Origin of the sequence: Microbacterium sp. H1-D42, assembly GCF_022637555.1 — a bacterium.
Lineage (GTDB): Bacteria > Actinomycetota > Actinomycetes > Actinomycetales > Microbacteriaceae > Microbacterium.
In genome coordinates this window covers 75,907-97,987 of sequence record NZ_CP093342.1, presented here as the reverse complement: position 1 = coordinate 97,987, position 22,081 = coordinate 75,907, and the positions used below count along the sequence as shown (strand labels likewise).

General features: G+C 68.9%; 18 protein-coding genes and 1 pseudogene. 6 read left to right on the top strand and 13 right to left on the bottom strand.

The features are described 5' to 3' along the window. Window position 1 precedes the first annotated feature (1 nt). The 8 genes and pseudogenes from uraH to MNR00_RS00445 form a co-directional block, all read right to left on the bottom strand. The gene (gene uraH, locus MNR00_RS00480) at window positions 2-346 is read right to left on the bottom strand and encodes a hydroxyisourate hydrolase (RefSeq protein ID WP_241927212.1); all 345 of its coding nucleotides are present in this window, start codon (window positions 344-346) and stop codon (window positions 2-4) included. Then, entirely contained in the window at window positions 343-840 is a 498-nt protein-coding gene (uraD, locus tag MNR00_RS00475) for a 2-oxo-4-hydroxy-4-carboxy-5-ureidoimidazoline decarboxylase (protein ID WP_241927211.1), read from the bottom strand. The genes uraH and uraD overlap by 4 nt, the downstream gene beginning before the upstream one ends. Before the next feature lie 128 nt (window positions 841-968). Continuing rightward, window positions 969-1,448: a thioredoxin-dependent thiol peroxidase gene (gene bcp / locus MNR00_RS00470; protein ID WP_241927210.1), complete on the bottom strand. Its 480-nt coding sequence runs from the start codon at window positions 1,446-1,448 to the stop codon at window positions 969-971. Further along, complete coding sequence (gene allB / locus MNR00_RS00465; RefSeq protein ID WP_241928887.1) at window positions 1,445-2,833, bottom strand: allantoinase AllB; 1,389 nt, start codon at window positions 2,831-2,833, stop codon at window positions 1,445-1,447. The genes bcp and allB overlap by 4 nt, the downstream gene beginning before the upstream one ends. Window positions 2,834-2,848: 15 nt before the next feature. After that, window positions 2,849-3,955 (bottom strand): annotated as a pseudogene (locus MNR00_RS00460) (glycerate kinase); the annotation flags it as partial. 1 nt (window position 3,956) lies between these two features. Then, on the bottom strand, window positions 3,957-5,738 hold the full coding sequence (gcl, locus tag MNR00_RS00455; RefSeq protein WP_241927209.1) for a glyoxylate carboligase: 1,782 nt from the start codon (window positions 5,736-5,738) through the stop codon (window positions 3,957-3,959). A gap of 22 nt (window positions 5,739-5,760) precedes the next feature. Then, window positions 5,761-6,639, bottom strand: coding sequence for a 2-hydroxy-3-oxopropionate reductase (locus MNR00_RS00450; RefSeq protein ID WP_241927208.1), 879 nt, complete (start codon window positions 6,637-6,639; stop codon window positions 5,761-5,763). 93 nt (window positions 6,640-6,732) lie between these two features. Next, window positions 6,733-7,539, bottom strand: a complete 807-nt coding sequence (locus MNR00_RS00445) for a TIM barrel protein (RefSeq protein ID WP_241927207.1) — start codon at window positions 7,537-7,539, stop codon at window positions 6,733-6,735. Window positions 7,540-7,840: 301 nt separating this feature from the next. Between MNR00_RS00445 and MNR00_RS00440 the strand changes: the two genes are divergently transcribed. Beyond that, window positions 7,841-8,764 (top strand): hypothetical protein, encoded by a 924-nt coding sequence (locus tag MNR00_RS00440; protein WP_241927206.1) that lies wholly within the window; start codon window positions 7,841-7,843, stop codon window positions 8,762-8,764. Window positions 8,765-8,915: 151 nt separating this feature from the next. Here MNR00_RS00440 and MNR00_RS00435 read toward each other — a convergent pair whose 3' ends face one another. The 3 genes from MNR00_RS00435 to aceB are packed head-to-tail and all read right to left on the bottom strand — an operon-like array spanning window position 8,916 to window position 12,649. After that, complete coding sequence (locus tag MNR00_RS00435) at window positions 8,916-9,728, bottom strand: bifunctional allantoicase/(S)-ureidoglycine aminohydrolase (RefSeq protein WP_241927205.1); 813 nt, start codon at window positions 9,726-9,728, stop codon at window positions 8,916-8,918. A 21-nt stretch (window positions 9,729-9,749) separates the two neighbouring features. Continuing rightward, complete coding sequence (locus MNR00_RS00430) at window positions 9,750-11,027, bottom strand: aldolase (protein WP_241927204.1); 1,278 nt, start codon at window positions 11,025-11,027, stop codon at window positions 9,750-9,752. Beyond that, a complete protein-coding gene (gene aceB / locus MNR00_RS00425) occupies window positions 11,024-12,649 on the bottom strand; it encodes a malate synthase A (RefSeq protein ID WP_241927203.1) in 1,626 nt (541 codons plus the stop codon). The genes MNR00_RS00430 and aceB overlap by 4 nt, the downstream gene beginning before the upstream one ends. A 147-nt stretch (window positions 12,650-12,796) precedes the next feature. Between aceB and MNR00_RS00420 the strand changes: the two genes are divergently transcribed. From MNR00_RS00420 to xdhC, 4 genes are all read left to right on the top strand, one after another. Continuing rightward, window positions 12,797-13,552, top strand: a complete 756-nt coding sequence (locus MNR00_RS00420; protein WP_241927202.1) for an IclR family transcriptional regulator C-terminal domain-containing protein — start codon at window positions 12,797-12,799, stop codon at window positions 13,550-13,552. A gap of 203 nt (window positions 13,553-13,755) precedes the next feature. Continuing rightward, entirely contained in the window at window positions 13,756-15,288 is a 1,533-nt protein-coding gene (locus MNR00_RS00415) for an FAD binding domain-containing protein (RefSeq protein ID WP_241927201.1), read from the top strand. Continuing rightward, window positions 15,285-17,678: a xanthine dehydrogenase molybdopterin binding subunit gene (gene xdhB / locus MNR00_RS00410; RefSeq protein WP_241927200.1), complete on the top strand. Its 2,394-nt coding sequence runs from the start codon at window positions 15,285-15,287 to the stop codon at window positions 17,676-17,678. The genes MNR00_RS00415 and xdhB overlap by 4 nt, the downstream gene beginning before the upstream one ends. 10 nt (window positions 17,679-17,688) lie before the next feature. Then, window positions 17,689-18,534, top strand: a complete 846-nt coding sequence (xdhC, locus tag MNR00_RS00405) for a xanthine dehydrogenase accessory protein XdhC (RefSeq protein ID WP_241927199.1) — start codon at window positions 17,689-17,691, stop codon at window positions 18,532-18,534. 132 nt (window positions 18,535-18,666) lie between these two features. Here xdhC and MNR00_RS00400 read toward each other — a convergent pair whose 3' ends face one another. Together MNR00_RS00400 and MNR00_RS00395 are read right to left on the bottom strand one after the other, a co-directional pair. Continuing rightward, the gene (locus MNR00_RS00400; protein ID WP_241927198.1) at window positions 18,667-20,181 is read right to left on the bottom strand and encodes an NCS2 family permease; all 1,515 of its coding nucleotides are present in this window, start codon (window positions 20,179-20,181) and stop codon (window positions 18,667-18,669) included. A 12-nt stretch (window positions 20,182-20,193) separates the two neighbouring features. After that, window positions 20,194-20,724 (bottom strand): nucleoside deaminase, encoded by a 531-nt coding sequence (locus MNR00_RS00395; RefSeq protein ID WP_241927197.1) that lies wholly within the window; start codon window positions 20,722-20,724, stop codon window positions 20,194-20,196. Window positions 20,725-20,973: 249 nt separating this feature from the next. On the opposite strand from MNR00_RS00395, the gene moaA reads away from it, so the two are divergent. Next, window positions 20,974-22,071, top strand: a complete 1,098-nt coding sequence (moaA, locus tag MNR00_RS00390) for a GTP 3',8-cyclase MoaA (RefSeq protein ID WP_277884362.1) — start codon at window positions 20,974-20,976, stop codon at window positions 22,069-22,071. The last annotated feature ends 10 nt before the right edge of the window (window positions 22,072-22,081 follow it).

The window sequence follows — 22,081 nt, the reverse complement described above, 5'->3', positions numbered from 1 at the left end:
TCTAGCTTCCTCGGTAGGTCGAATATGCGAACGGGCTCAGCAGCAGGGGCACGTGATAGTGCCGCACCGCGTCGTCGACGACGAAGGTGAGCAGAGCCTCGGGAAAGAAGGGGGATACGCCGCGCTGCGCGAAGTAGGCGGCGGTGTCGAAGCGCAGCCGGTAGGTACCGGCGGGAAGGGCCTCGGGTCCGAGCTGTCTCGCCCGGCCGTCAGCATCCGTCACCGCGTCGGCGATCGGCTGCCACTCGCCATCGCGAAGCGCGAAGAGCTGCACCGGCACGCCTGGGGCCGGCAGCCCCTGGACAGTGTCGAGCACGTGCGTGGTGATGTGCGATGCGTCGGTCATGAAGTGACCACTCCCCTCAATCGGAGCAGTGCGATCTCTCGCAGCTGCTCGGCGACGACGCGTTGCTCGACATCGTCGCCGTTGTGCAGTCGATCGCGCAGCGCCGAGAGGATTTCGGCGGGGGCGCGGCCAGCCGCACGGATCAGGAACACGCGTCCGAAGCGCTGTTCGTAGGCGAGGTTGCCCTCACGCAGCTGCTGCTGCACGTCAGCATCCGCCGGGTCGACTGCGGACTGCTCCGCACGCGACATCGCGGCCTCGCGACTGTCTCCTGCAGCACGCTCCCCTATTCGGGGATGATGCGCGAGCGCCGACGCGACCTCGTCCGCCGTGAACGGATCGGCGGCACGCGCCGCCTCCGCCACGAGCGAGTCGATCGATGAGTACGGCCGATGATCGGCGAGGTGCTCACACCATCGCGTCACGTCGACACAGGGGCGCAGCGCAGCGACAGCGTCGCCGCGTTCGGCCCGGTTGAACTGTTCAAGCAGCATTGCTTGATCTCTTTCTGTGCCTGCTGGCATCCACGGTGCAGGAATACGAACCGACTCAGTCGCCGTTGATTTCGTATCGTGGAACTGTTATTTCAGCATACGACAATCTTATCGCGCGGCTGCAGTGATCACAAGACCCCGAGCAGCTCGCGCAGCCGGGCGACGTGACCGTTCGGATCGACGTTGTACTCCACGTGCGTCACGATCCCGCCGGCATCGACGACCATGGTCGACCGGATCAGCCCGTCGAACGTGCGCCCGCCCACGGTCTTCTGCCCCCACGCGCCCCAGGCCCTCGCGACCTCGGAGTCCTCATCGGACAGCAGCGGGAAGGCCAGCTGCTCGGCTTCGGCGAACTCGGCCAGCCTGGCGACCGGATCGGGCGAGATGCCGAGCACGGTGTAACCGGCGCCGCGGAGCGAACCCAGGTTGTCGCGGAAGTCACAGGCTTCGGTGGTGCACCCAGGCGTGAACGCCGCCGGATAGAAGTACACGATCACCGGAGAGCCCCGCAGCGCTGCGAGCGTGCGGACTTCGCCCGTGGCATCGGTGAGAGAGAAGTCGGGTGCGGCGGTGCCGACCTCGAGTTCGTCAGAGGAGTTGATCATGAGCGGGCTCCGTTCTGGTCATGAGTGCTCTTGTTGTGGCCGTGTGCTTCCTCGCCGCGGCGCAGCAGGCGCCCGCGCGGGGCACCTTCCTTCACCGGCATCCCGGCGAGGTAGGTCTGCCGTACGACGCCGCTCAGCTCGCGGCCCTGATAGGGGGTGATCGGATGCCGGTGCGCGAGCGCTCCGGCCTCCACTGTGAAGACCTCGTCGGGCGCGAACACGGCGAAGTCGGCCGCGCCGCCCACCCGGATGCGTCCCTTATCGGCGAGCCCGACCCGATCGGCCGGCCGTTCGGACATCCGCGAGACGACCCACTCCAGCGGCAGGCCGCGCCCTCGCGCCTCGGTCCACACCAGCGGCAGGCCTAGCTGCAGCGACGAGATCCCGCCCCATGCCACGGCGAAGTCGCCATCGCCGGCGTACTTCATCTCGGGAGTCGACGGCGAGTGGTCGGAGACGATGTAGTCGATCGTGCCATCGATCAGGCCTTGCCACAGTTCGTCGCGGTTGCCCTCCTCGCGGATCGGCGGACAGCACTTGAACGAGGTGTCGCCATCGGGGATGTCCTCTGCGGTCAGCGTCAGATAGTGCGGACAGGTCTCGACGCTGAGGTCGATCCCGGCGACGCGGGCGGCGGCGAGCCTGCCCAGCGAGTCGCCGTTGGAGAGATGCAGGATGTGGGCGCGCACACCGGTCTGCTCGGCCCCGCGGATGACCTCCGCGATCGCGGCGTCCTCAGCCGACCGCGGTCGCGAGGCGAGAAAGGGCGCATACTGCCGCGCCCCCGGCTGCACCGACTCCTCGATGATGTGCGCGTCCTCGGCGTGCACGATGAGGAACGAGTCGAGCCCGGCGAGCACCGCCATCGCCTGGTGCATCTCCGGGACGGACACCTCGGGAAACTCGTCGACGCCTGAGGGCAGCAGAAAGCATTTGAATCCGTACACGCCGGCGTCGTGCAGCGGCTCGAGGTCGGCCAGGTTGCCGGGGACGACGCCGCCCCAGAAGCCGACATCCACATACACTCGCCCTTCGGCGACGGCGCGCTTCTCGTCGAGTGCGGCGACCGTGACGGTCGGCGGGATGCTGTTCAGCGGCATATCGACGATGGTCGTCACACCGCCCGCGGCGGCCGCCCGCGTGGCGGACTCGAAGCCCTCCCACTCGGTGCGGCCGGGCTCGTTCACGTGCACGTGCGTGTCGACGAGTCCTGGAAGCAGCACCTCGTCCTCGGCAAGATCGACGATGCGTACGGCGTCAAGGCCTGTGCCCGCCGGTGCGATCTGCGAGATCCGGCCGGCGGTCACGCCGACCTCGACCGCGTCGAAGCGGCCGTCGACGAGCGCGCGGCCGCGCAGCACCAGCTCGTATTGCAGCGGTCGGATGCCACCCACCAGCTCCTCCGCCAGCTGCTCCAACAGGAAGCCGGCGGCAGTCATGCTGCGCTCGGCGTCTGGTTCCAGCTCGGCCAGAGTGCGGGCGGCGACGAAACCGGCATCCGCGATCTCTCCTGGCGTCAGGGTCGTGCGCCCGGCGACCGCGTACACCGGGATGCCCGCGGCTGTGGCCGCCCTGGCGACACCGATCGGCGTCTTGCCCATCAGACTCTGCGCATCAAGGCTGCCCTCGCCGGTGATCACGGCATCGGCGCCGGCCAGCTGCTCGGCAAATCCCGTGAACTCCAACACGACTTCCACCCCGGGTCGGCGCACAGCACCCAGAGCGATCGCCGCGAAGCCGACGCCCCCGGCGGCGCCCGCGCCGGGACGCATGGCCGCCTCGGCAGCCGACATGGCGAGCACACCACCGGAGTCGGCCAGCACATCCACGAGCGTGGCGAGCGCAGCATCCAACTCGGCGACGTCGTCCGGCGACGCACCCTTCTGCGGTCCGAACACGGCCGCAGCGCCCGTGGGGCCCAGCAGCGGGTTGTCCACGTCGCTGGCGAGCACGAGCTCGGTCTCGGCCAAGCGCGGGTCAAGGCCGGCGAAGTCGATGGCGGCGAGGGCCGCGAGGGCGGCTCCGCCCACCGGCAGTTCGGCCCCGGCGTCGTCGAGCAGCCGTGCGCCCAGCCCCTGCAGCAGGCCGGCGCCGCCGTCGGTCGATGCGCTGCCGCCGATGCCGAGCACGATGCGCCGGCACCCGGCATCCAACGCCGCGCGCAGCAGCTGCCCTGTACCGAGGCTGGTCGCGGCCCTTGCCTGCAGGATGCCCCCTGGCAGCCGGTCCAGGCCCGAGGCGCTGGCCATCTCGATGACCGCCTCGCCAGCGCGCACGGCGATCTCGGCGTCGATCGGCTCTCCGGTCGGGCCGGCCACGACGACGGTCAGTCGTTCGTAGCCGGCTGCCAAGGCAGCATCCACCGTGCCCTCGCCCCCGTCAGCGACGGGGATCGCGACGATCTCGATCGTGGGATCGACCAGGCGCGCCCCGGCGGCGATCCGCTCGGCGACCTCGGGGGCCGTCAGCGATCCCTTGAACTTGTCGGGGGCGATGACCAGGCGCATCTCAGACCTGCGCGAGCGACAGGATCGCGGTGGGGGCGTCGTCTGCGGTGAGCGCGAGGTCCTCGAACTCGTTCACGTTGTCGAGCTCGGTACCCATGGCGACGTTGGTGACGCGCTCGAGGATGACCTCGACCACGACGGGCACCTGGAACTGCGCCATCAGCTGCTGCGCATCGGCGAACGCGCCAGGCAGATCCTCTGGACGCTCGACCCGGATCGCCTTGCAGCCCAGCCCCTCGGCCACCTTCAGGTGGTCGACCCCGTAGCCATTGGTCTCCGGGGAATTGAGGTTCTCGAACGCGAGGGACACGTGGTAGTCCATTTCGAACGGTCGCTGCGACTGGCGGATGAGACCAAGGTAGCTGTTGTTGACGACGATGTGAATGTACGGCAGGTGGTGCTGGGCGCCGACCGCAAGCTCTTCGACCATGAACTGGAAGTCGTAGTCGCCCGAGAGCGCGACGACGGTCTCGCCCGGCTTGCCCCGGACCACGCCGAGTGCGGCGGGGCCCGTCCATCCGAGGGGGCCGGCCTGCGCCGCATTGATCCACTTGCGGGCGCCGAACACGTGCAGCAGCTGGGCGCCGGCGATCTGCGACAGGCCGATCGTGGTGACGTAAGTCACGTCGGGGCCGAAGGCGCGGTTCATCTCCTGATACACGCGCTGCGGCTTGATCGGCACCTGGTCGAAGTGCGTCTTGCGCTGCAGGCGCGCCTTGCGTGCGCGCACCTCGTCCGCCCAGCCGCCGTAGTCCGGCAGGGTGCCGGCGGCGCGCCGCTCGCGCGCGACGTCGAGGAACGCGTCGATGGCCGCGCCGGCATCGGAGACGATGCCGAGATCCGGCGCGAAGACCCGCCCGATCTGGGTGGGCTCGACGTCGACGTGCACGAAGGTGCGGCCGGCGGTGTACTTGTCGACCGAGCCGGTGTGCCGGTTGGCCCACCGGTTGCCGATGCCGAGCACGAAGTCGCTGGCGAGCAGCGTCTGATTGCCGTAGCGGTGAGCGGTCTGCAGGCCGACCATTCCCGCGTTGAGCGGGTGGTCGTCCGGGATCGTGCCCCAGCCCATCAGGGTGGGCACGACCGGGACGCCGAGCACGTCTGCGAGTTCGACCAGCCGGTCGGATGCGCCGGCGTTGATCACGCCGCCGCCGGAGACGATGAGTGGATGCTGGTGCGCGACCAGCAGGTCGAGCGCCTTCTCGGCCTGCACACGGCTCGCGGCGGGATTGACCACCGGCAGTGGTTCGTAGGCGTCGATGTCGAACTCGATCTCGGTCTGCTGCACGTCGATCGGCAGGTCGAGCAGCACGGGGCCGGGTCGGCCGAGGCGCATCAGTTGGAACGCCTTCTGGAAGGCGCCTGGCACCTGCGCCGGCTCGAGGACGGTCATCGCCATCTTGGTGACGGGGGCGGCGATGGTCTCGATGTCGACGGCCTGGAAGTCCTCCTTGTGCAGTTTGGCGACCGGCGCCTGGCCGGTGATGCACAGGATGGGCAGCGAGTCGGCCCAGGCGGCGTAGAGGCCGGTGATCATGTCGGTGCCGGCGGGTCCTGATGTGCCGATGCAGATGCCGATGTTGCCGTCGGCGGCCCTGGTGTAGCCGTCGGCCATGTGCGAGGCGCCCTCGACGTGCCTGGCGAGAGTATGCCGGATACCGCCGTTGGCGCGCATCGCGGAGTAGAACGGGTTGATCGCAGCCCCTGGCAGGCCGAACGCCTCGGTGGCACCCTCCTTCACCAGGATCGCCACAGCGGCATCCACCGCACGCATGCGAGTCATGATTGCTCCTTGAGATCCTGTGTCAGCTGCGGCCGGCGAAGGCGGCGGTCAGCTTGAAGAGTCCGGAATGGTCGAGACCGCCATCGCCCTGCTGCACGGTCGAGCCGACGAGCTGGGCGACGTGCGCGCCGAGCGGGATGGTGATCCCGGCCTGGCGGGCGGCGGCGGTGATGATGCCGAGGTCCTTGTTGTGCAGGGCCAATCGGAAGCCGGGGGTGAAGTCTCGGTCGAGCATCTTCTGCCCCTTCTGCTCGAGCACCTTCGATCCGGCCAGTCCCCCGCCGAGGACTTTCAGCGCAGCATCCGTATCGACGCCGAAGGCCTCGAGGAAGATGATGGCCTCGGCCAGCGCCTGGATGTTGACCGCGACGATGAGCTGGTTGGCGGCCTTGACGGTCTGTCCGGCGCCGGCGGGACCGACGTGGACGACCGTCTTGCCGACGGCCTCGAGCACGGGGAGAGCCGCAGCGAAATCAGCGGCGGTGCCGCCGACCATGATCGAGAGCACGGCGTCGATCGCGCCCTGCTCACCGCCCGAGACGGGCGCGTCGATGGCGCGGATGCCGGCGGCGGTGGCTTCGTCGGCGAGTTCCTTGGCGACGTCGGGGCGGATGCTGGAGGCGTCGATCCAGAGGGCACCCCGCTGCGCGTGAGCGATCAGGCCGTCTTCGCCCTGTGCGGCCGCGGCGACATCGGGAGAGTCCGGCACCATGGTGATGATGATGTCGGCGGCGGCGACGGCTTCAGCGATGCTGCTCGCACCGTGACCGCCGGCGGCGATGAGGTCGTCGATGCGGTCCTGGGAGAGGTTGTAGCCGGTGACGGAGTGACCGGCCTTCAGCAGGTTCTTGGCCATGGGCAGCCCCATGATGCCGAGGCCGATGACAGTGATGTTGCTCATGATGTTCCTTCGTGAATCGTGGGGCGGCAGAGCCGCGAGTTGCTGCGTGGAGCGCGTCGTGTCGATGCGCGTGACGCTTCCTGTTGCGGGTGGTCAGCGGGTTTCGCCTGCGACCCTTTCGACGGCCCAGTCGAAGGCGGTCTCGATGGGGGCCTTGTACTCCAGGCCGATGTGGCCCGAGTAGCCGAGTTCCCTGCTGCGTGCGATCCACGCGTCCAGGGGGAGGGTTCCGGTGCCCGGTGCGCCGCGACCCGGGTCGTCGGCGATCTGGATGTGACCGAACGATGCGGCGTGCTGCTCGATGACGGCCGCCACGTCGTCGCCGTTCACGGCCAGGTGGTAGAAGTCGGCGAGCAGGGCGATGTTGCGGGCGCCGGTGGCATCGCGGACGTCGTCGATCACATCGAGCGCCTGGGCGGCGGTGCGCAGCGGGTAGCGATCGGCGCCGCTGACCGGCTCGACCAGCACGGTGCCGCCGATGGCCGCGACCGCGTGCGCGGCGGCGGCCAGGTTCTCGACGGCGACAGCATCCTGCGCGGCGGGGTCGATGCCGGCGATGCGATTGCCGTACAGCGCGTTGAAGCCCTTCGTGCCGAGCATGTCGCCGATGCCGGCGACGACGGCGATGTTGTCACGGAACTCGGCGCCGCGTGCCGGCCACGACAGCAGGCCGCGGTCACCGCTGGGCATGTCGCCCGCAGCGAAGTTCAGCCCGCTGAGGCGCACGCCCGCGTCTCGGACCGCGGCGATGAAGGCATCGACCTCGCGGTCGAGTGGCACGGCCGTCGAGAACGGCCACCAGAATTCGACGGCGTCGAACCCTGCGGCCTTGGCGGCCGCCGGCCGCTGCAGCAGCGGCAGCTCGGTGAGGAGGATGGAGCAGTTCACCGTGTACGTCATTGTTCACTCACCTTCGAGATATCGATCTTGCTGCTTTCAATTCCGCATTGCGGAAGAAGATTTCTACACTACGAAAGTGTACGGATGGCATCCCGGCCCCGTCAACCCTCTTTCGGCCGGAGCCTGCCGGTGGGAGGAGGGTTTCCCGGGTCCGGGCGGCCCTCCAGCCCGGAAAGTCTCCTTCCATCCGCGGGTGGATGCCCGGACGAATCGTTCTGCACACCTGCGCCGGGCGAGCGAGTTGTGCACAGGCAGTGGAATCGCGGGATGCCAGGGCACGCGGCTGCGTGAGCATCGAGGGATGCGGCACAGGATCCCCCTCCCCCGACGCCTCGGCGACACGTTCTCTGTGCGGAGCGCCGCAGCCGCCGGCATCCGCCCCGATCGGTACAGCGCACCCGACCTGCACCGGCCGTTTCGGGGCGTGCGGTCGCTGAAGCGGCCCAAGACGTTCCAGGAGATCGTGGACTGCTACGCCCCTCGACTGGGGCCGGGTCACCGGTTCGGCGGAATCACCGCGGCCCGCGATTGGGGCCTGCCGGTGCCGACGAAGTGGCACAAGTCCGAGGCGCTTGTGGTCATCGTCCCGTCACCGACAGCGCCGCCGAAGACGACCGGCGTCAACGGCCGCCGTCTGCGCGAGGATCGCGCGCAGACGCGCATCCTGAAGGGGCACCGCGTGGTCGACCCCGTCGCTGCGCTGTTCACGTGTGCCGCAACCCTCAGCGTCGTGGAGGCGACCGTCATCATCGACGCGCTGCTGACCACGTCGCTCAACTACCCTGCGCTCGGGCCAGGCAAGCCGCTGAGCACAAGGGATGAGATCGCACGCAGGCTCGACGAATGGAAGCGATTCCCCGGGTGCGGCACCATTCGCGCGGCACTGGATCGCGCGCGGGAGGGCGTGGAGTCTCCGAAGGAGACCGAGACTCGGCTGCTGCTCGTCGACCGCGGCCTGCCAGAACCCGTCGTGCAGCACGAGGTCTGGGCAGGGACGCGAATGCTCGGACGGACCGATCTCGCCTACCCGGAGCTGCGGATCGCGATCGAGTACGAGGGTGATGGGCACCGGACGGACCAGGAGCAGTGGCGGAGGGACATCCAGCGACAGCGCCATCTCGAGGGTGAGGGGTGGATGGTGATCCGGCTCACGCAATCTGACCTCGATGCGCCGCAGCTGCTGATCGCCCGCGTGCGCGCTGCGATCGCCGCGCGCCAGGCCTGACGTTCGGTTCCAAGCGCACGAAAGGAGAGTTTCCCGGGTTCGCGAGGTTCTTTAGCCCGGAAACCCTCCTTCCACGGGGCCGGACGGGCACCCGGACGGGGCAGGACGGGCACCCGGACGGGCACCCGGACGGGCACCCGGACGCGCCCGGTCAGGTCAGCCGGATCTGGCGGTTGACGTCCTTGTAGAGCAGGTAGCGGAACGGTCCAGGCCCCCCGGCATAACAGGCCTGCGGGCAGAAGGCGCGCAGCCACATGTAGTCACCGGCCTCGACTTCGACCCAGTCGTCGTTGAGGCGGTACACGGCCTTGCCCTCGAGCACGAACAGGCCGTGTTCCATCACATGGGTCTCGGCGAACGGGATCGATCCTCCCGGCTGGAAGGTGACGATGTTCACGTGCATGTCGTGGGCGAGGTCGTCAGGGTCGACGAAGCGGGTGGTCGCCCACGCGCCATCGGTGTCGGGCATGGGGCGCGGCTCGACGGCCTGGTCGCTCGTCACGAACGATGCCGGCGCCTCGATGCCTGGCACCTTCTCGTATGCCTTGCGCACCCAGTGGAAGCTCACCGACTCGGCGCCGTCATTCGCCAGCGACCAGGTCTCGCCAGGGGCGAGATACGCGTAGCCGCCCGCTGCGAGCAGGTGCTGCGTGCCGGCGATGGTCACGGTCAGCTCCCCTGACGTGACGAACAGCACGCCTTCGACCATCGCCTCCTGCTCCGGCGTCGACGCGCCCCCACCCTGGGCGATCTCGACGATGAGCTGCGAGAAGGTCGTGGCGAATCCCGCGATGGGTCGAGCGATGATCCACGACCGGGTGCGGGTGAAGCCGGGCAGGTTGCTGGTGACGATGTCGCGCAGCACACCCTTCGGGATGACGGTGTACGCCTCTTTCACGATGGCGCGGTCGGTGAGCAGCGCGCTTTGCGGCGGCAGACCGCCGGCAGGGGTGTAGTAGCCCATGTCTCTCCTCAAGTCGACGATTCAGTTCTGGGGCCCGGCGGCGAGCCTCGGGTGCGCGAGCGCGGCGAGTGCCGCGGCGTCGATGCCGATGCGGTCGGCGATCTCGTCATCGCCGATGGCACCGCACTGTACGCCCCGCAGTACGAACCACGCCAGTGCCCGAGCCGTCGCGGGTTCGTCGAGTACGGCCCCGGGGGTCTGCGAGAGGTACGCGCGCAGTCGCGTCGCGGCCTCGTCGAACCCCTCGCGGTAGAACGCGTAGGTGGCGAGGTAGCGGGTCGGCAGCTGTCGCGCGTGCAGATCCCAGCCCTGGTAGAAGCCGCGCTCGAGCGAGCGGCGCACGAGTCGCGCGTGCAGCGCCCAGGCCTCAGCAGTGCGCTCGCCCAGCGGCAGGATGTTGGTCGAGCCGTCCGAGAGTCGGATGCCAGTGCCGGCCACCGCGAGCTGCATGACCTCCTTCGCGAGGTCGGCGACGGGGTGCTCCATCGACTGCTGCGCTGCGGCGATGCCGAGCGACGCGCTGTAGTCGTAGGTGCCGTAGTGCAGTCCCGAGATGCGGCCGGGTGCGGCGAGCGGCAGACGGGCCAGCGGCGAGCGCCCATCCGCGCCGAGCACGAGCTGCGGCGTCTCGACCTGCACCTCGAAGCGCAGGCGCCCATCGGGCAGACCATGCGCACGCTCGATCGTCGCGACAGCATCCGCCATCGCCTCGACCTGGGCGACGGTCGTCACCTTCGGCAGTGTCAGCACGAGGCCGTCCGGCAGCCCGCCGGCCTCGATCAGTCCGCCGATGAACAGGTCGAGCGTGCCCAGTCCGCGCGCGCGGGTCGGCTTCTCGAAGCACTTGAATCGGATGCCGATGAACGGCGGCGCCGTGCCACCGGCGACCGCGGCCGCGACTTTCTGCGCAGCGGCGAGCGCATCAGCATCCTCCGCGTCTCCGCGGTCGCCGTACCCGTCCTCGAAATCGAGCCGCAGGTCTTCGATCGGCTCGGCGGCGAGCTTGGCCGCGACCCGCTGGGCGATCGGACCGGCGAGTGCCCCGTCGATCCCGACCTGTACGGCGAGGCGCTCCAGTCCGCCGGCCTCGTCGCCCGCGGCGAGCGCATCGGCGCCCCACTGCGCAGCCAGGTCGGGGGTGAAGCGATCGGCGGGAACGTACACGGTGTGCACCGGCTGGCGCGTGCCGTCGTCACCGGGGTACGCCGATTCGAGCAGCGCGTCGGTGGCGGCGAGGTGGGCGTCGATGCGCGCGAGGTCGGCGGGGCCGAGTGCACCGCGACCGAGTGCGCCGGTCACCCGATCACCTCCGCCCGCGCTGCCCCGGTGAGCAGCTCGTACGCCGGCAGCGTGAGGAAGTCGACGTACTCATCGTCGAGGCAGATGTCGGAGACAAGTCGTGCGGCCGGCTGATAGAACTCGGCGAAGACCGCCTCGTCGACCTGGGCGCGCAGCGCCTCCACCTCTTCGCCGAGCAGTCGCTGCACGAGCTCGGCGGTGACCTGTTCACCGGTGTCGTCGAGGTGCCTGCCGGCGCGCAGCTGCTGCCAGACCTGCGAGCGCGAGATCTCGGCGGTCGCCGCGTCTTCCATCAGGTTGTTGATCGCGACGGCGCCGTTGCCCTGCAGCCACGCCGCCGTGTAGGCGACGGCGACCGACAGGTTGGTGCGCAGTCCGGTCTCGGTGACCCGACCGGGGGCGCTGGCGATGTCGAGCAGCTGCTCGGCGGTGACCGAGACCTCGGGACGCTGCCGGTCGAGCTGGTTCAGACGGTCGCCGAGCACGCCGTCGAAGACCTCGCGGCAGATCGGCACGAGGTCGGGGTGTGCGACCCACGAGCCATCGAAGCCGTCGTCGGCCTCTCGGGTCTTGTCGGCGCGCACCTTCTCGAACGCGGCCTCGGTGGCCGCGAGGTCGTTGCGATTGGGCACGAAGGCCGCCATCCCGCCCATCGCGAAGGCGCCGCGCCGGTGACAGGTCTTCACCAACAGTTCGGTGTACGCCCGCATGAAGGGCGCGGTCATCGAGACATCGGCGCGATCGGGCAGTGCGAAGGCCTCGCCCTGGTCGCGGAAGACCTTGATGATGCTGAACAGGTAGTCCCACCGGCCGGCATTCAGCCCTGATGCGTGCTCGCGCAGCTCGTAGAGGATCTCGTCCATCTGGAATGCCGCGGGGATGGTCTCGATGAGCACGGTGGCGCGGATGGTGCCCTGCGGAATGCCGATGGCATCCTGCGCGAACACGAACACCTCGTTCCACAGCCGCGCCTCGAGATGACTCTCGAGCTTGGGCAGGTAGTAGTACGGCCCGTGCCCGTTGGCGAGCAGCTGACGGGCGGTGTGGAAGAAGTGCAGCCCGAAGTCGACGAGGGCGCCGGAGGCTGGGGCGCCGTCGACCAGCACATGCCGTTCCGGCAGGTGCCAGCCACGCGGGCGGGTGACGACGGTCGGGCGCTGCACGTCGGTGCGCAGGGCATAGGCCTTGCCGGTCGGCGAGGTGTACGAGAGCGTGCCGCGGGCGGCGTCGCGAAGGTTCTTGACGCCGGCGACGACGTTCTCCCAGGTCGGGCTGGCGGCGTCCTCCAGGTCGGCGAGCCACACCAGCGCCTCGGAGTTCAGGGCGTTGATGGCCATCTTGGGGGGTCCGGCAGGCCCGGTGATCTCGACGCGGCGGTCGCGCAGTGCTTCCGGCGCCGGCGCGACCTCCCACTCGGATGCCCGGATGCCGGCCGTCTCGGGCAGGAAGTCGAGTCGCCCTGTTCTGGCCACCTCGTCGCGCTGCACCTTCCGCAGCGCGAGCAGGTCGAGACGTCTGGCGTCGAAACGGTGGTGCAGCTCTTCGATGAAGGCGAGAGCTTCAGGTGCGAGGATGTCGCCCGCATCGTCGGTGCGGGCCTCACGGGTGATCTCGATGGTCATGCAGCCGTCGCTCCTTCGCGATGAATGTTCGTACTGTGGATGTTAACCTCCACAATACGGAATCTCAAGGGCAACCTGTCGATGGGATAGCCTGATCGACAGATCGTTTCCGCCATGCGGATAGTTGCTGTCGACGAGAGGCGTGCCATGGCTGCTGGAGCTTCCGACGGGGTCAAGTCCGTCGCCCGGGTGTTCAATCTGCTCGAACTGATCGCCGACGCCGGCGGCGACATCACGCTCAGTGAACTGTCCACGGCCGCAGACCTCCCCCTGCCGACGATCCATCGCCTGCTGCGCACCCTCGTCTCACTCGGCTATGCCCGCCAGCTCGCCAACCGCCGCTACGCGCTCGGCCCGCAGCTGGTCCGCCTCGGCGAGGTGGCGAACAAGAAGTTCGGCCAGATCGCGATGCCGCAGCTGAAGGGACTGGTCGAGCGGCTGGGCGAGACCGCCAACCTCGCGACGATCGACGGCGACCGCGTCATCTACGTCTCGCAGGCACCGTCGCCGCACGCGATGCGGATGTTCACCGAGGTCGGGCGCCGCTCGTACCTGCACAGTACGGGCGTGGGCAAGGCGATCCTCGCCCAGCTCAGCGACGACGCGGTGCGCGACATCGTCGGCCGCACCGGTCTGCCGCAGGCCACCGAGCACTCGATCGATTCCGTGGATGCCCTGATCGCCGACCTCGCCCTCACCCGCGAACGCGGATATGCCATCGATGACGGCGAGCAGGAGATCGGGGTGCGCTGCTATGCGATGGCGGTGCCGAACATGCCAGTGGCCACTGCCGTATCGGTCTCGGGCCCCCTCGCCCGGGTCGGCGACGGTTTCGCCGAGCGTGCCATTCCCGTGCTGCGCGAGACGGTGGCCGAGATCGCGGCCACCGCGGCCACCGCCTGACGACAGTCCTACTGACCCTTGACCGCGGGTCGAGGTTCCGCCTACGCTTTCCATTGTTCAGAATTCTGTTTCCGAATCATGGAAGTGGATGATCGAATCCCAGCGTATATTCAAACCCCAGTGAATCGCCCGGGAGCCTAGACTCGCACCAAAGATCCGGCTTCCGCCCCGAGCACCGCCGCCGGATCTGAGGAGAACGTCCAATGCCTGACATCGCCGTCACCGTGAACGGGGAGCCCCGCGCTCTCGCGGGAGCCGCCTCGCACACCACCGCGCTCGATTGGCTGCGCGACATCGGCCTCTCCGGAAGCAAGGAGGGCTGCGCCGAGGGCGAGTGCGGCGCCTGCGCGATGCTGCTCGCAACACCCACCGTCGAGGGCGGCACGGCCTGGACGCCCGTGAACGCCTGCCTGGTGCCGGCCTACGCCCTGGTCGGGCAGGAGGTCGTGACCTCCGAAGGACTCGGCAGCCCCGAGGAACTGCACCCGGTGCAGCAGAAGCTGGCCGAAGCAGGCGGGTCGCAGTGCGGCTACTGCACCCCCGGCTTCGCCTGCAGCATGGCCGGCGAGTACTACCGTCCCGGCCGCACGCAGGCCGACGAACCCGCTGAGCCCGCAGTGCGCGACGACCACGAGGACGGATGCCCGGCGCAAGGCGCCGAGCACGGTGCCGAGAACGGGGCCGAGCACGGACCGAACGGCTTCGACCTGCACGCTCTCAGCGGCAACCTGTGCCGGTGCACCGGCTATCGGCCGATCCGCGATGCCGCCTACGCCCTCGGCGCCCCCGAACACGACGATCCGCTGCAGCAGCGGCTGAACCGCCCCGCCCCGCCCGCCGTCGCCACCGATGTCACCATCGACGACGGACGCTTCATCCGCCCGGCCACCCTCGCAGAGACTCTGCGGATGCTGCGCGACGAGCCCGACGCACTGCTGGTCGCCGGTTCCACCGACTGGGGCGTCGAGGTGAACATCCGCGGGCGTCGCGCGTCGCTCGTGATCGCGATCGAGCAGCTCCCCGAACTGCGCACCCTCGACGTCACAGACGACATGGTCGAGATCGGCGCGGCGCTGTCGCTCTCCGAGGTCGAGCAGCGACTGAACGGCACCGTGCCCCTGCTGGCTCAGCTCTTCCCGCAGTTCGCCTCCCGGCTGATCCGCAACCGCGGCACGTTCGGCGGCAACCTCGGCACCGGATCCCCCATCGGCGATACGCCACCGGCGCTGCTCGCCCTCGGGGCGCGCCTGGTGCTGGCGTCCGCCGACGGCGAGCGCGACGTCGATCTCGCCGAGTACTTCACCGGGTACCGCCAGACGGTGCGGCGCCCCGACGAGCTCATCCGCGCCGTGCGCATCCCGCTGCCGCTGGCCCGCACCACCGCCTTCCACAAGATCGCCAAGCGCCGCTTCGACGACATCTCCAGCGTCGCGGTCGCGTTCGCCCTCGACATCGAGGACGACGTCGTCACCGCGGCGAAGATCGGCCTGGGGGGCGTTGCCGCCACTCCGCTGCGCGCGCACGCCACCGAACAGGCGCTCATCGGCCGGCCCTGGAACATCCAGACCGTCAAGCAGGCCTCCGAGATCCTCGGCAGCGAGGGCACGCCGATGTCCGACCACCGCGCGAGCGCCGAGTACCGCACCCTCATGCTCAACACCGCGCTACTGAAGCTCCACAGCACGACACGGCATCCGCATGCCGACCGCAGCGAGTCGAAGGAGGTGCCCGTATGAGCGCTCTGGCCGACCGTCCCGCAAACCCCGTCGTCGGCAGGCGCGCCGTCCACGAGAGCGCCGCCCTGCATGTCACGGGCGCGGCGATGTACACCGACGACCTCGCCGCGCACACGGCCGGCGTGCTCACCGCGTGGCCCGTGCAGTCCACCAACGCGCACGCGCGCGTGACGATCGACGTCTCGGGCGCCTACGAGGTTCCTGGCGTCGTGCGCGTGCTCACCGCCGCCGATGTGCCCGGTGTCAACGACGCCGGCATCAAGCACGACGAGCCGCTGTTCCCCTCAGAGGCGATGTTCTACGGGCACGCCCTGGTGTGGGTGCTCGGAGAGACGCAGGAAGCGGCCAGGCTTGGCGCCGAGCGCGTCGCCGTCGAGTACGAGCCGCTGCCGTCGCTGATCACCGTGCAGGAGGCCATCGACGCAGGGTCCTTCCAGGGCATCGCCCGCACCGTGAAGCGCGGCGACGCAGCATCCGCCCTGGCATCCTCCGCCCACGTCTTCGAGGGCGTCAGCGAATTCGGCGGGCAGGAGCACTTCTACCTCGAGACGCAGGCGTCGCTCGCGCTGCGCGACTCGGAGGGTCAGTACTTCGTGCAGTGCTCGACGCAGCATCCGTCCGAGGCGCAGGAGATCGTCGCGCACGTGCTCGACATCCCCTCGAACCAGGTGACAGTGCAGTCGCTGCGCATGGGCGGCGGGTTCGGCGGCAAGGAGATGCAGTCGCACGGCTTCGCGGCGATCGCGGCCCTCGGCGCAAAGTTGACCGGCCGGCCGGTGCGCGTCCGACTGAACCGCACACAGGACATCACGATGACCGGCAAGCGCCACCCGTTCCACATCGCCTGGAAGGTCGGCTTCGACGAGAGCGGCCTGATCCAGGCGCTGGATGCCGTGCTCACCTGCGACGGCGGGTGGAGCCTCGATCTGTCAGAGCCGGTGCTCGGCCGGGCCCTGTGCCACCTCGACAACTCCTACTGGATCCCCAACGTGCACGCGCAGGGGCGCATCACGAAGAACAACAAGCAGTCGAACACCGCCTTCCGCGGATTCGGCGGGCCGCAGGGAGTGTTCCTCATCGAGGACATCCTCGGGCGCGTGGCGCCGGCGCTCGGCATCGACCCGATGCAGCTGCGTGAGAAGAACTTCTACCAGCCCGGCCAGTCGACCCCCTACGGGCAGCTCATCAAGGATGCCGATCGCCTGTCGACCATCTGGACCCAGCTGCGCGACGAGGCCGACATCGATCAGCGTCGTGCCGAGATCGCGGCGTTCAACGCGCGCAGCCCGCACCTCAAGCGCGCGCTGGCGATGACGCCGATCAAGTTCGGCATCTCGTTCAACTTCGCCGCGTTCAACCAGGCCGGCGCGCTCGTGCACGTCTACAAGGACGGCTCGGTGCTGGTCAACCACGGCGGCACCGAGATGGGCCAGGGCCTGCACACCAAGATGCTGCAGGTCGCCGCCACCGCCCTCGGCCTCGAGCTGCATCAGGTGCGCCTCGCCCCCACCCGCACCGACAAGGTGCCGAACACCTCGGCGACGGCGGCGTCATCGGGATCCGACCTCAACGGCGGTGCAGTGAAGAACGCCTGCGAGCAGATCCGCGACCGCATGGCCGCTGTCGCCGGGCGCATGCTCGGCCTCGACGAGCGCGACGTGCGCTTCGAGGGCGGATACGTCACAGGGCTCGGCAACGCCGAACAGCGGCTGACGTTCGCCGAGGTCGCCGAGGCGGCGTACCTGCAGCGCGTGCAGCTGTTCGCCGCCGGCTATTACCGCACCGAGGGCCTGCACTGGGACCCAGAGGTGATGCAGGGCTCACCGTTCAAGTACTTCTCGTACGGGTGTGCGGCCAGCGAGGTGGAGGTCGACGAGTTCACCGGCGCGTACACCGTGCGCCGCGTCGACATCGTGCACGACGTGGGCGACTCGCTCTCGCCGATGCTCGACATCGGACAGATCGAGGGCGCGTACGTGCAGGGCGTGGGCTGGCTGACGCTGGAAGAGCTGAAGTGGGATGCCAGTGACGGGCCGCACCGCGGCCGCCTGCAGACCCAGTCGGCGTCGACGTACAAGCTGCCGAGCTTCTCGGAGATGCCGGCGGAGTTCCACGTGCGGCTGTTCCAGAACGCCCGTGAGGACGGCGCCGTATACGGCTCGAAGGCCGTGGGCGAGCCGCCGTTCATGCTCGCGTTCAGCGCCAGAGAGGCGCTGCGCGAAGCCGTGGCGCAGTTCGGCCCTGCGGGCCACGTTGTCGAGCTCGGTTCGCCGGCGACGCCGGAGGCCGTGTTCTGGGCGGTGCGCGCCGCGCAGCAGGCGACGGCGGATGCTGATGACGAGGGCTCCCCGGTCGACCTCGCGGATCGCTCACTGGCCGCCACGACCTGAGGACGCCCGCATGGACTGGCTGGATGCTCTGCAGGCACTGCGCACGAGGCGCACGCCTGCTGTCATCGTGACGCTGGCCATGGTGCGAGGGCACGCTCCCCGCAACGGCGGCGCGAAGATGGTGGTCTCCCCTGACGACGTGTTCGGCACGGTCGGCGGCGGCAATCTCGAGGCCACTGCAGTCGACCGGGCGCGGGCGATGCTGGCATCCGGCGCTGCCGAGCCTCAGCTGCTCACGCTCACGCTCAGCGACAAGGCGACCACCGAGTACGGTGTGCAGTGCTGCGGAGGAGAGGTCACCATCATGCTCGAGCCGATGCGCGTCGTGCCCACCGTGGCGATCTTCGGGATCGGCCACGTCGGCCTGGAACTGGCCCGCATCCTGGCACGGCACGAGATCGAGCTGCACCTGGTCGACTCCAGGGCCGAGATGCTCGCGCCGGAGCGGGTCGGTCCGCCAGGCTTGCCCAGTGCCGGCGGCGTGCTCGGTGATGCCGTCGCGCGGGTGCACGTGCGCCACTCCCCCGTGCCCGAGGCGGCGCTTGCCGCGCTGCCCGCCGGGGCTCACGTGCTGGTGATGACGCACGATCATGTCGAGGACCTCGCAGTGGTCGATCAGGCGCTGCGCACTGATGGCATCGGCTCGATCGGGCTGATCGGCTCGGCGTCGAAGTGGGCGCGATTCCGCAAGAAGCTCACCGAGCTGGGGCAGTCGGATGCTGATCTGGCACGCGTCACGACGCCGATCGGCATCCCCGAGGTCGCCGGCAAGCAGCCGGCCGTCATCGCCGTGAGCGTCGCGGCCCGCATCCTGCAGCTCATCGAGGAATCCGCACCGGTCGCTGTCGAGTCCTGAGTCACGGGTCCAAGCCCCGCTACTCGCCTGCGCTCGTCTGCGCCCCCAGTCACTCGTCTGCACCCACAGCAAAGGAGGGTTTCCCGGGTTCGAGAGCCTTCGAACCCGGGAAACCCTCCTTCTATGTGACGCTCAGCCCGCGAGCAGCAGCTCGATGGGGCCGCGCACGAAGTAGAGCAGGAATCCGATCGACACGATCCACATCAGCCAGTGCACCTTGCGGGCGCGTCCGGAGAGTGCGTTGATCACGGTCCAGGCGATGAAGCCCACGCCGATGCCGTTGGCGATCGAGTAGGTCAGCGGCATCGTGACGATGGTGAGGAACGCCGGCAGGGCGACAGCGAAGTTGGTGAACTTGATGTCCTTGACCTGCCCCATCATCATCGCGCCCACGACGACGAGCGCTGCAGATCCGACCTCGATCGGCACCGTCAGCGTCAGCGGCGTGAAGAACATCGACAGCAGGAAGAGCGCGCCGACGATGATCGAGGCGAATCCGGTGCGGGCACCTTCACCGATTCCCGAGGCGCTGTCGACGAATACCGTGTTCGACGAAGTCGACGTCGCACCTCCTGCCACAGCGCCGAGACCCTCGACCACGAAGGCCGAACGCAGCCGCGGGAACGTGCCGTCCTTGTAGGCGAGGCCGGCGTTCTTCGCGAGCCCGGTCATCGTGCCCATGGCGTCGAAGAAGTTCGAGAAGACCAGGGTGAACACGAGCATGGTGGCGGCGAGCGCGCCGATCCGCCCGAACGAGCCGAACAGATCGAACTGGCCGATCAGCCCGAAGTCGGGGATCGTGACGAACGAGGTCGGCAGCTCGGGGATGGTCATGTGCCACCCCTTGGGGTCCTCGAAGCTCGGGCCGAGCTTGAGGAACGACTGCGCGATGATCGCGAGCACCGTGCTGGCGATGATGCCGATCAGGATGCCACCAGGCACCCGGCGCGCGACGAGCACGCCGATGAGCACCAGGGCGATCAGGAAGATGAACGTCGGGATCGAGGTGATGGATCCCGCATCGCCCAGCTGCACGGGCGGGCCGCCCGGAGTGCGGGTGACGAAGCCCGAGTCGACGAATCCGATGAAGGCGATGAACAGGCCGATGCCGACTGTGATCGCCGCCTTCAGCGGCGCGGGCACGGCGTTGAAGATGGCGGTGCGGATGCCCGTGGCCCCGAACAGCACGATGAGCAGTCCATTGATCACGACAAGACCCATGGCTTCGGGCCAGGTCACCTGACCCACCACAGACACGGCCAGGAACGAGTTGATGCCGAGCCCAGCGGCGAGCGCGAAGGGCAGGCGGGCGAAGAGGCCGAACAGGATCGTCATGACGCCGGCGGTGAGGCCGGTCGCGGCACCGATCTGCGCACCGTCGAGCGCGTTGCCGGCGACATCGTCGACGCCGCCGAGGATGAGGGGGTTGAGGATGACGATGTAGGCCATCGTCACGAACGTGACGATCCCTCCGCGAATCTCGCGCGCGAAGGTCGAGCCGCGGCGGGTGATCTCGAAGTAGCGGTCGAACGCGTTCTTCGGTTCGGCGTCGACGGTCGTCGTCGCGCCGGTGGCCAGCGGCGGAAGCGGTGCGCGGGCGGGCGTCTCGTCTTCGGAGTCGTCGCGCAGCGAAGTGGGTGAGGTCATCTGCGGGTCCAATCAGTATTCGGTGCGAGTGGACGTCTGCGTCCACTCGGTGAAGGGGGCGACGCGCTGCGCAGGCGGCAGCGCCTCTTGGGCGACGGGCATGACGGCCCTGTCTTCGGGACCGCCCTCGAAATAGCGGTAGAAGACGGCGTCATCGAACCCGGCATCGGCGGCGTCGTCACGGTCGGCCGCGAAGTACACCCGCTCGATGCGCGCCCACAGCGACGTGGCGAGGCACATCGGGCACGGCTCGCAGCTGGTGTACAGCACGGCACCGGTCAGGTCGAATGTTCCCAGTCCCTGACAGGCATTGCGGATGGCTGTCACCTCGGCGTGCGCCGACGGGTCGAGGTTGGCGGTGACGCGATTGACGCCTTCGAAAACGCGGCCGTCGGCCGAGACGACGATGGCCCCGAACGGACCACCTTCGTTCCGGACGTTCTCGGTCGCGAGGTCCACGGCGCGCGCCAGGTACTCAGCCGGCGTGGGCTGAGCGGTGGCGTCGGTCGCGTCGGAGGACGTAGTGATACCGATGGTGTCCATGGTGGAGAGCTTCCTTGCTTTCGACGCGGACTCGATGAGCTTCGTGCAGGTGATCCGGCGTGATCCTCATCGATCCGCTTGCGGTGTCCTTCACCCCGGTCGATGAACCTCGTGAGCTCTGGGGCCCTCCGACACTAACAGCGTTGATCCACTCCGTCTACCCTTTTCGGAATGTCGTTTCCACGATGCGATATTCTTGCCTGAAGCGTCGCGTGAGGTGTTACGGTGGCCACGCAAGAGAGGTGCACGATGTCGCTCAGTTCCACTCCGCAGGCCGGCATTCCGGCATCCGGAGCTCTGCGCCTGCCCTCGAGCGGCGGGCTCGTCGACAGACTCGACCGCCCGATGCGCGATCTGCGCATCTCGGTGACCGACCGCTGCAACTTCCGCTGCGTCTACTGCATGCCGAAGGAGATCTTCGGTCGCGACTACACCTTCCTCGATCGCGACGAGCTGCTGAGTTTCGAGGAGATCGAGCGCGTCGCCAGGGTGGCGGCCGCACATGGCGTGCGCAAGCTGCGCCTGACCGGCGGCGAGCCGCTGCTGCGTCGCGGCATCGAGGACCTCATCGCTCGGCTCGCCGCGCTGCGCACTCCGGAGGGCGACCGTCTCGAGCTCGCGCTGACGACGAACGGATCGGCGCTGGCTGTGAAGGCGCAGGCGCTGAAGGATGCCGGGCTCGACCGTCTCACCGTGTCGGTGGACACGCTGGATGACGAGCTGTTCCAGCGCATGAACGATGTGCGCTTCCCGGTGGCGCGCGTGCTCGACGGCGTGGATGCCGCCGCAGCGGTCGGACTCGGGCCGATCAAGGTGAACATGGTCGTCAAGCGCGGACTGAACGACCACGAGGTCGAGACGATGGCGGCCCGATTCAAGGGCACGCCGTACACGCTGCGCTTCATCGAGTACATGGATGTCGGCACCTCGAACGGGTGGTCGCTCGACGAAGTGGTTCCCTCGAGCGAGATCATCAGCCGCATCGACACGCTCTTCCCGCTGGAGCCGGTGTCACCGAGCGCCGTCGGCGAGACCGCGAAGCGGTGGCGGTACCGGGACGGCAGCGGCGAGATCGGGGTGATCTCCTCGGTGACGAACGCCTTCTGCGGCACCTGCAACCGCGCGCGGATCTCGACCGAGGGGCGACTGTTCACGTGCCTGTTCGCCACCGAGGGGCATGACTTGCGCGCATTGCTGCGAGGCGGCGCCGACGACGCTGAGCTCGCCACCGCGATGGCCTCGATCTGGGGTGCGCGGGATGACCGGTACTCCGAAGAGCGCGCAGCCCTCACTCCTGCGCTGCGCGCCGCCCGCCCGCGGATCGAGATGAGCTACATCGGCGGGTGAGCGGCGCCGC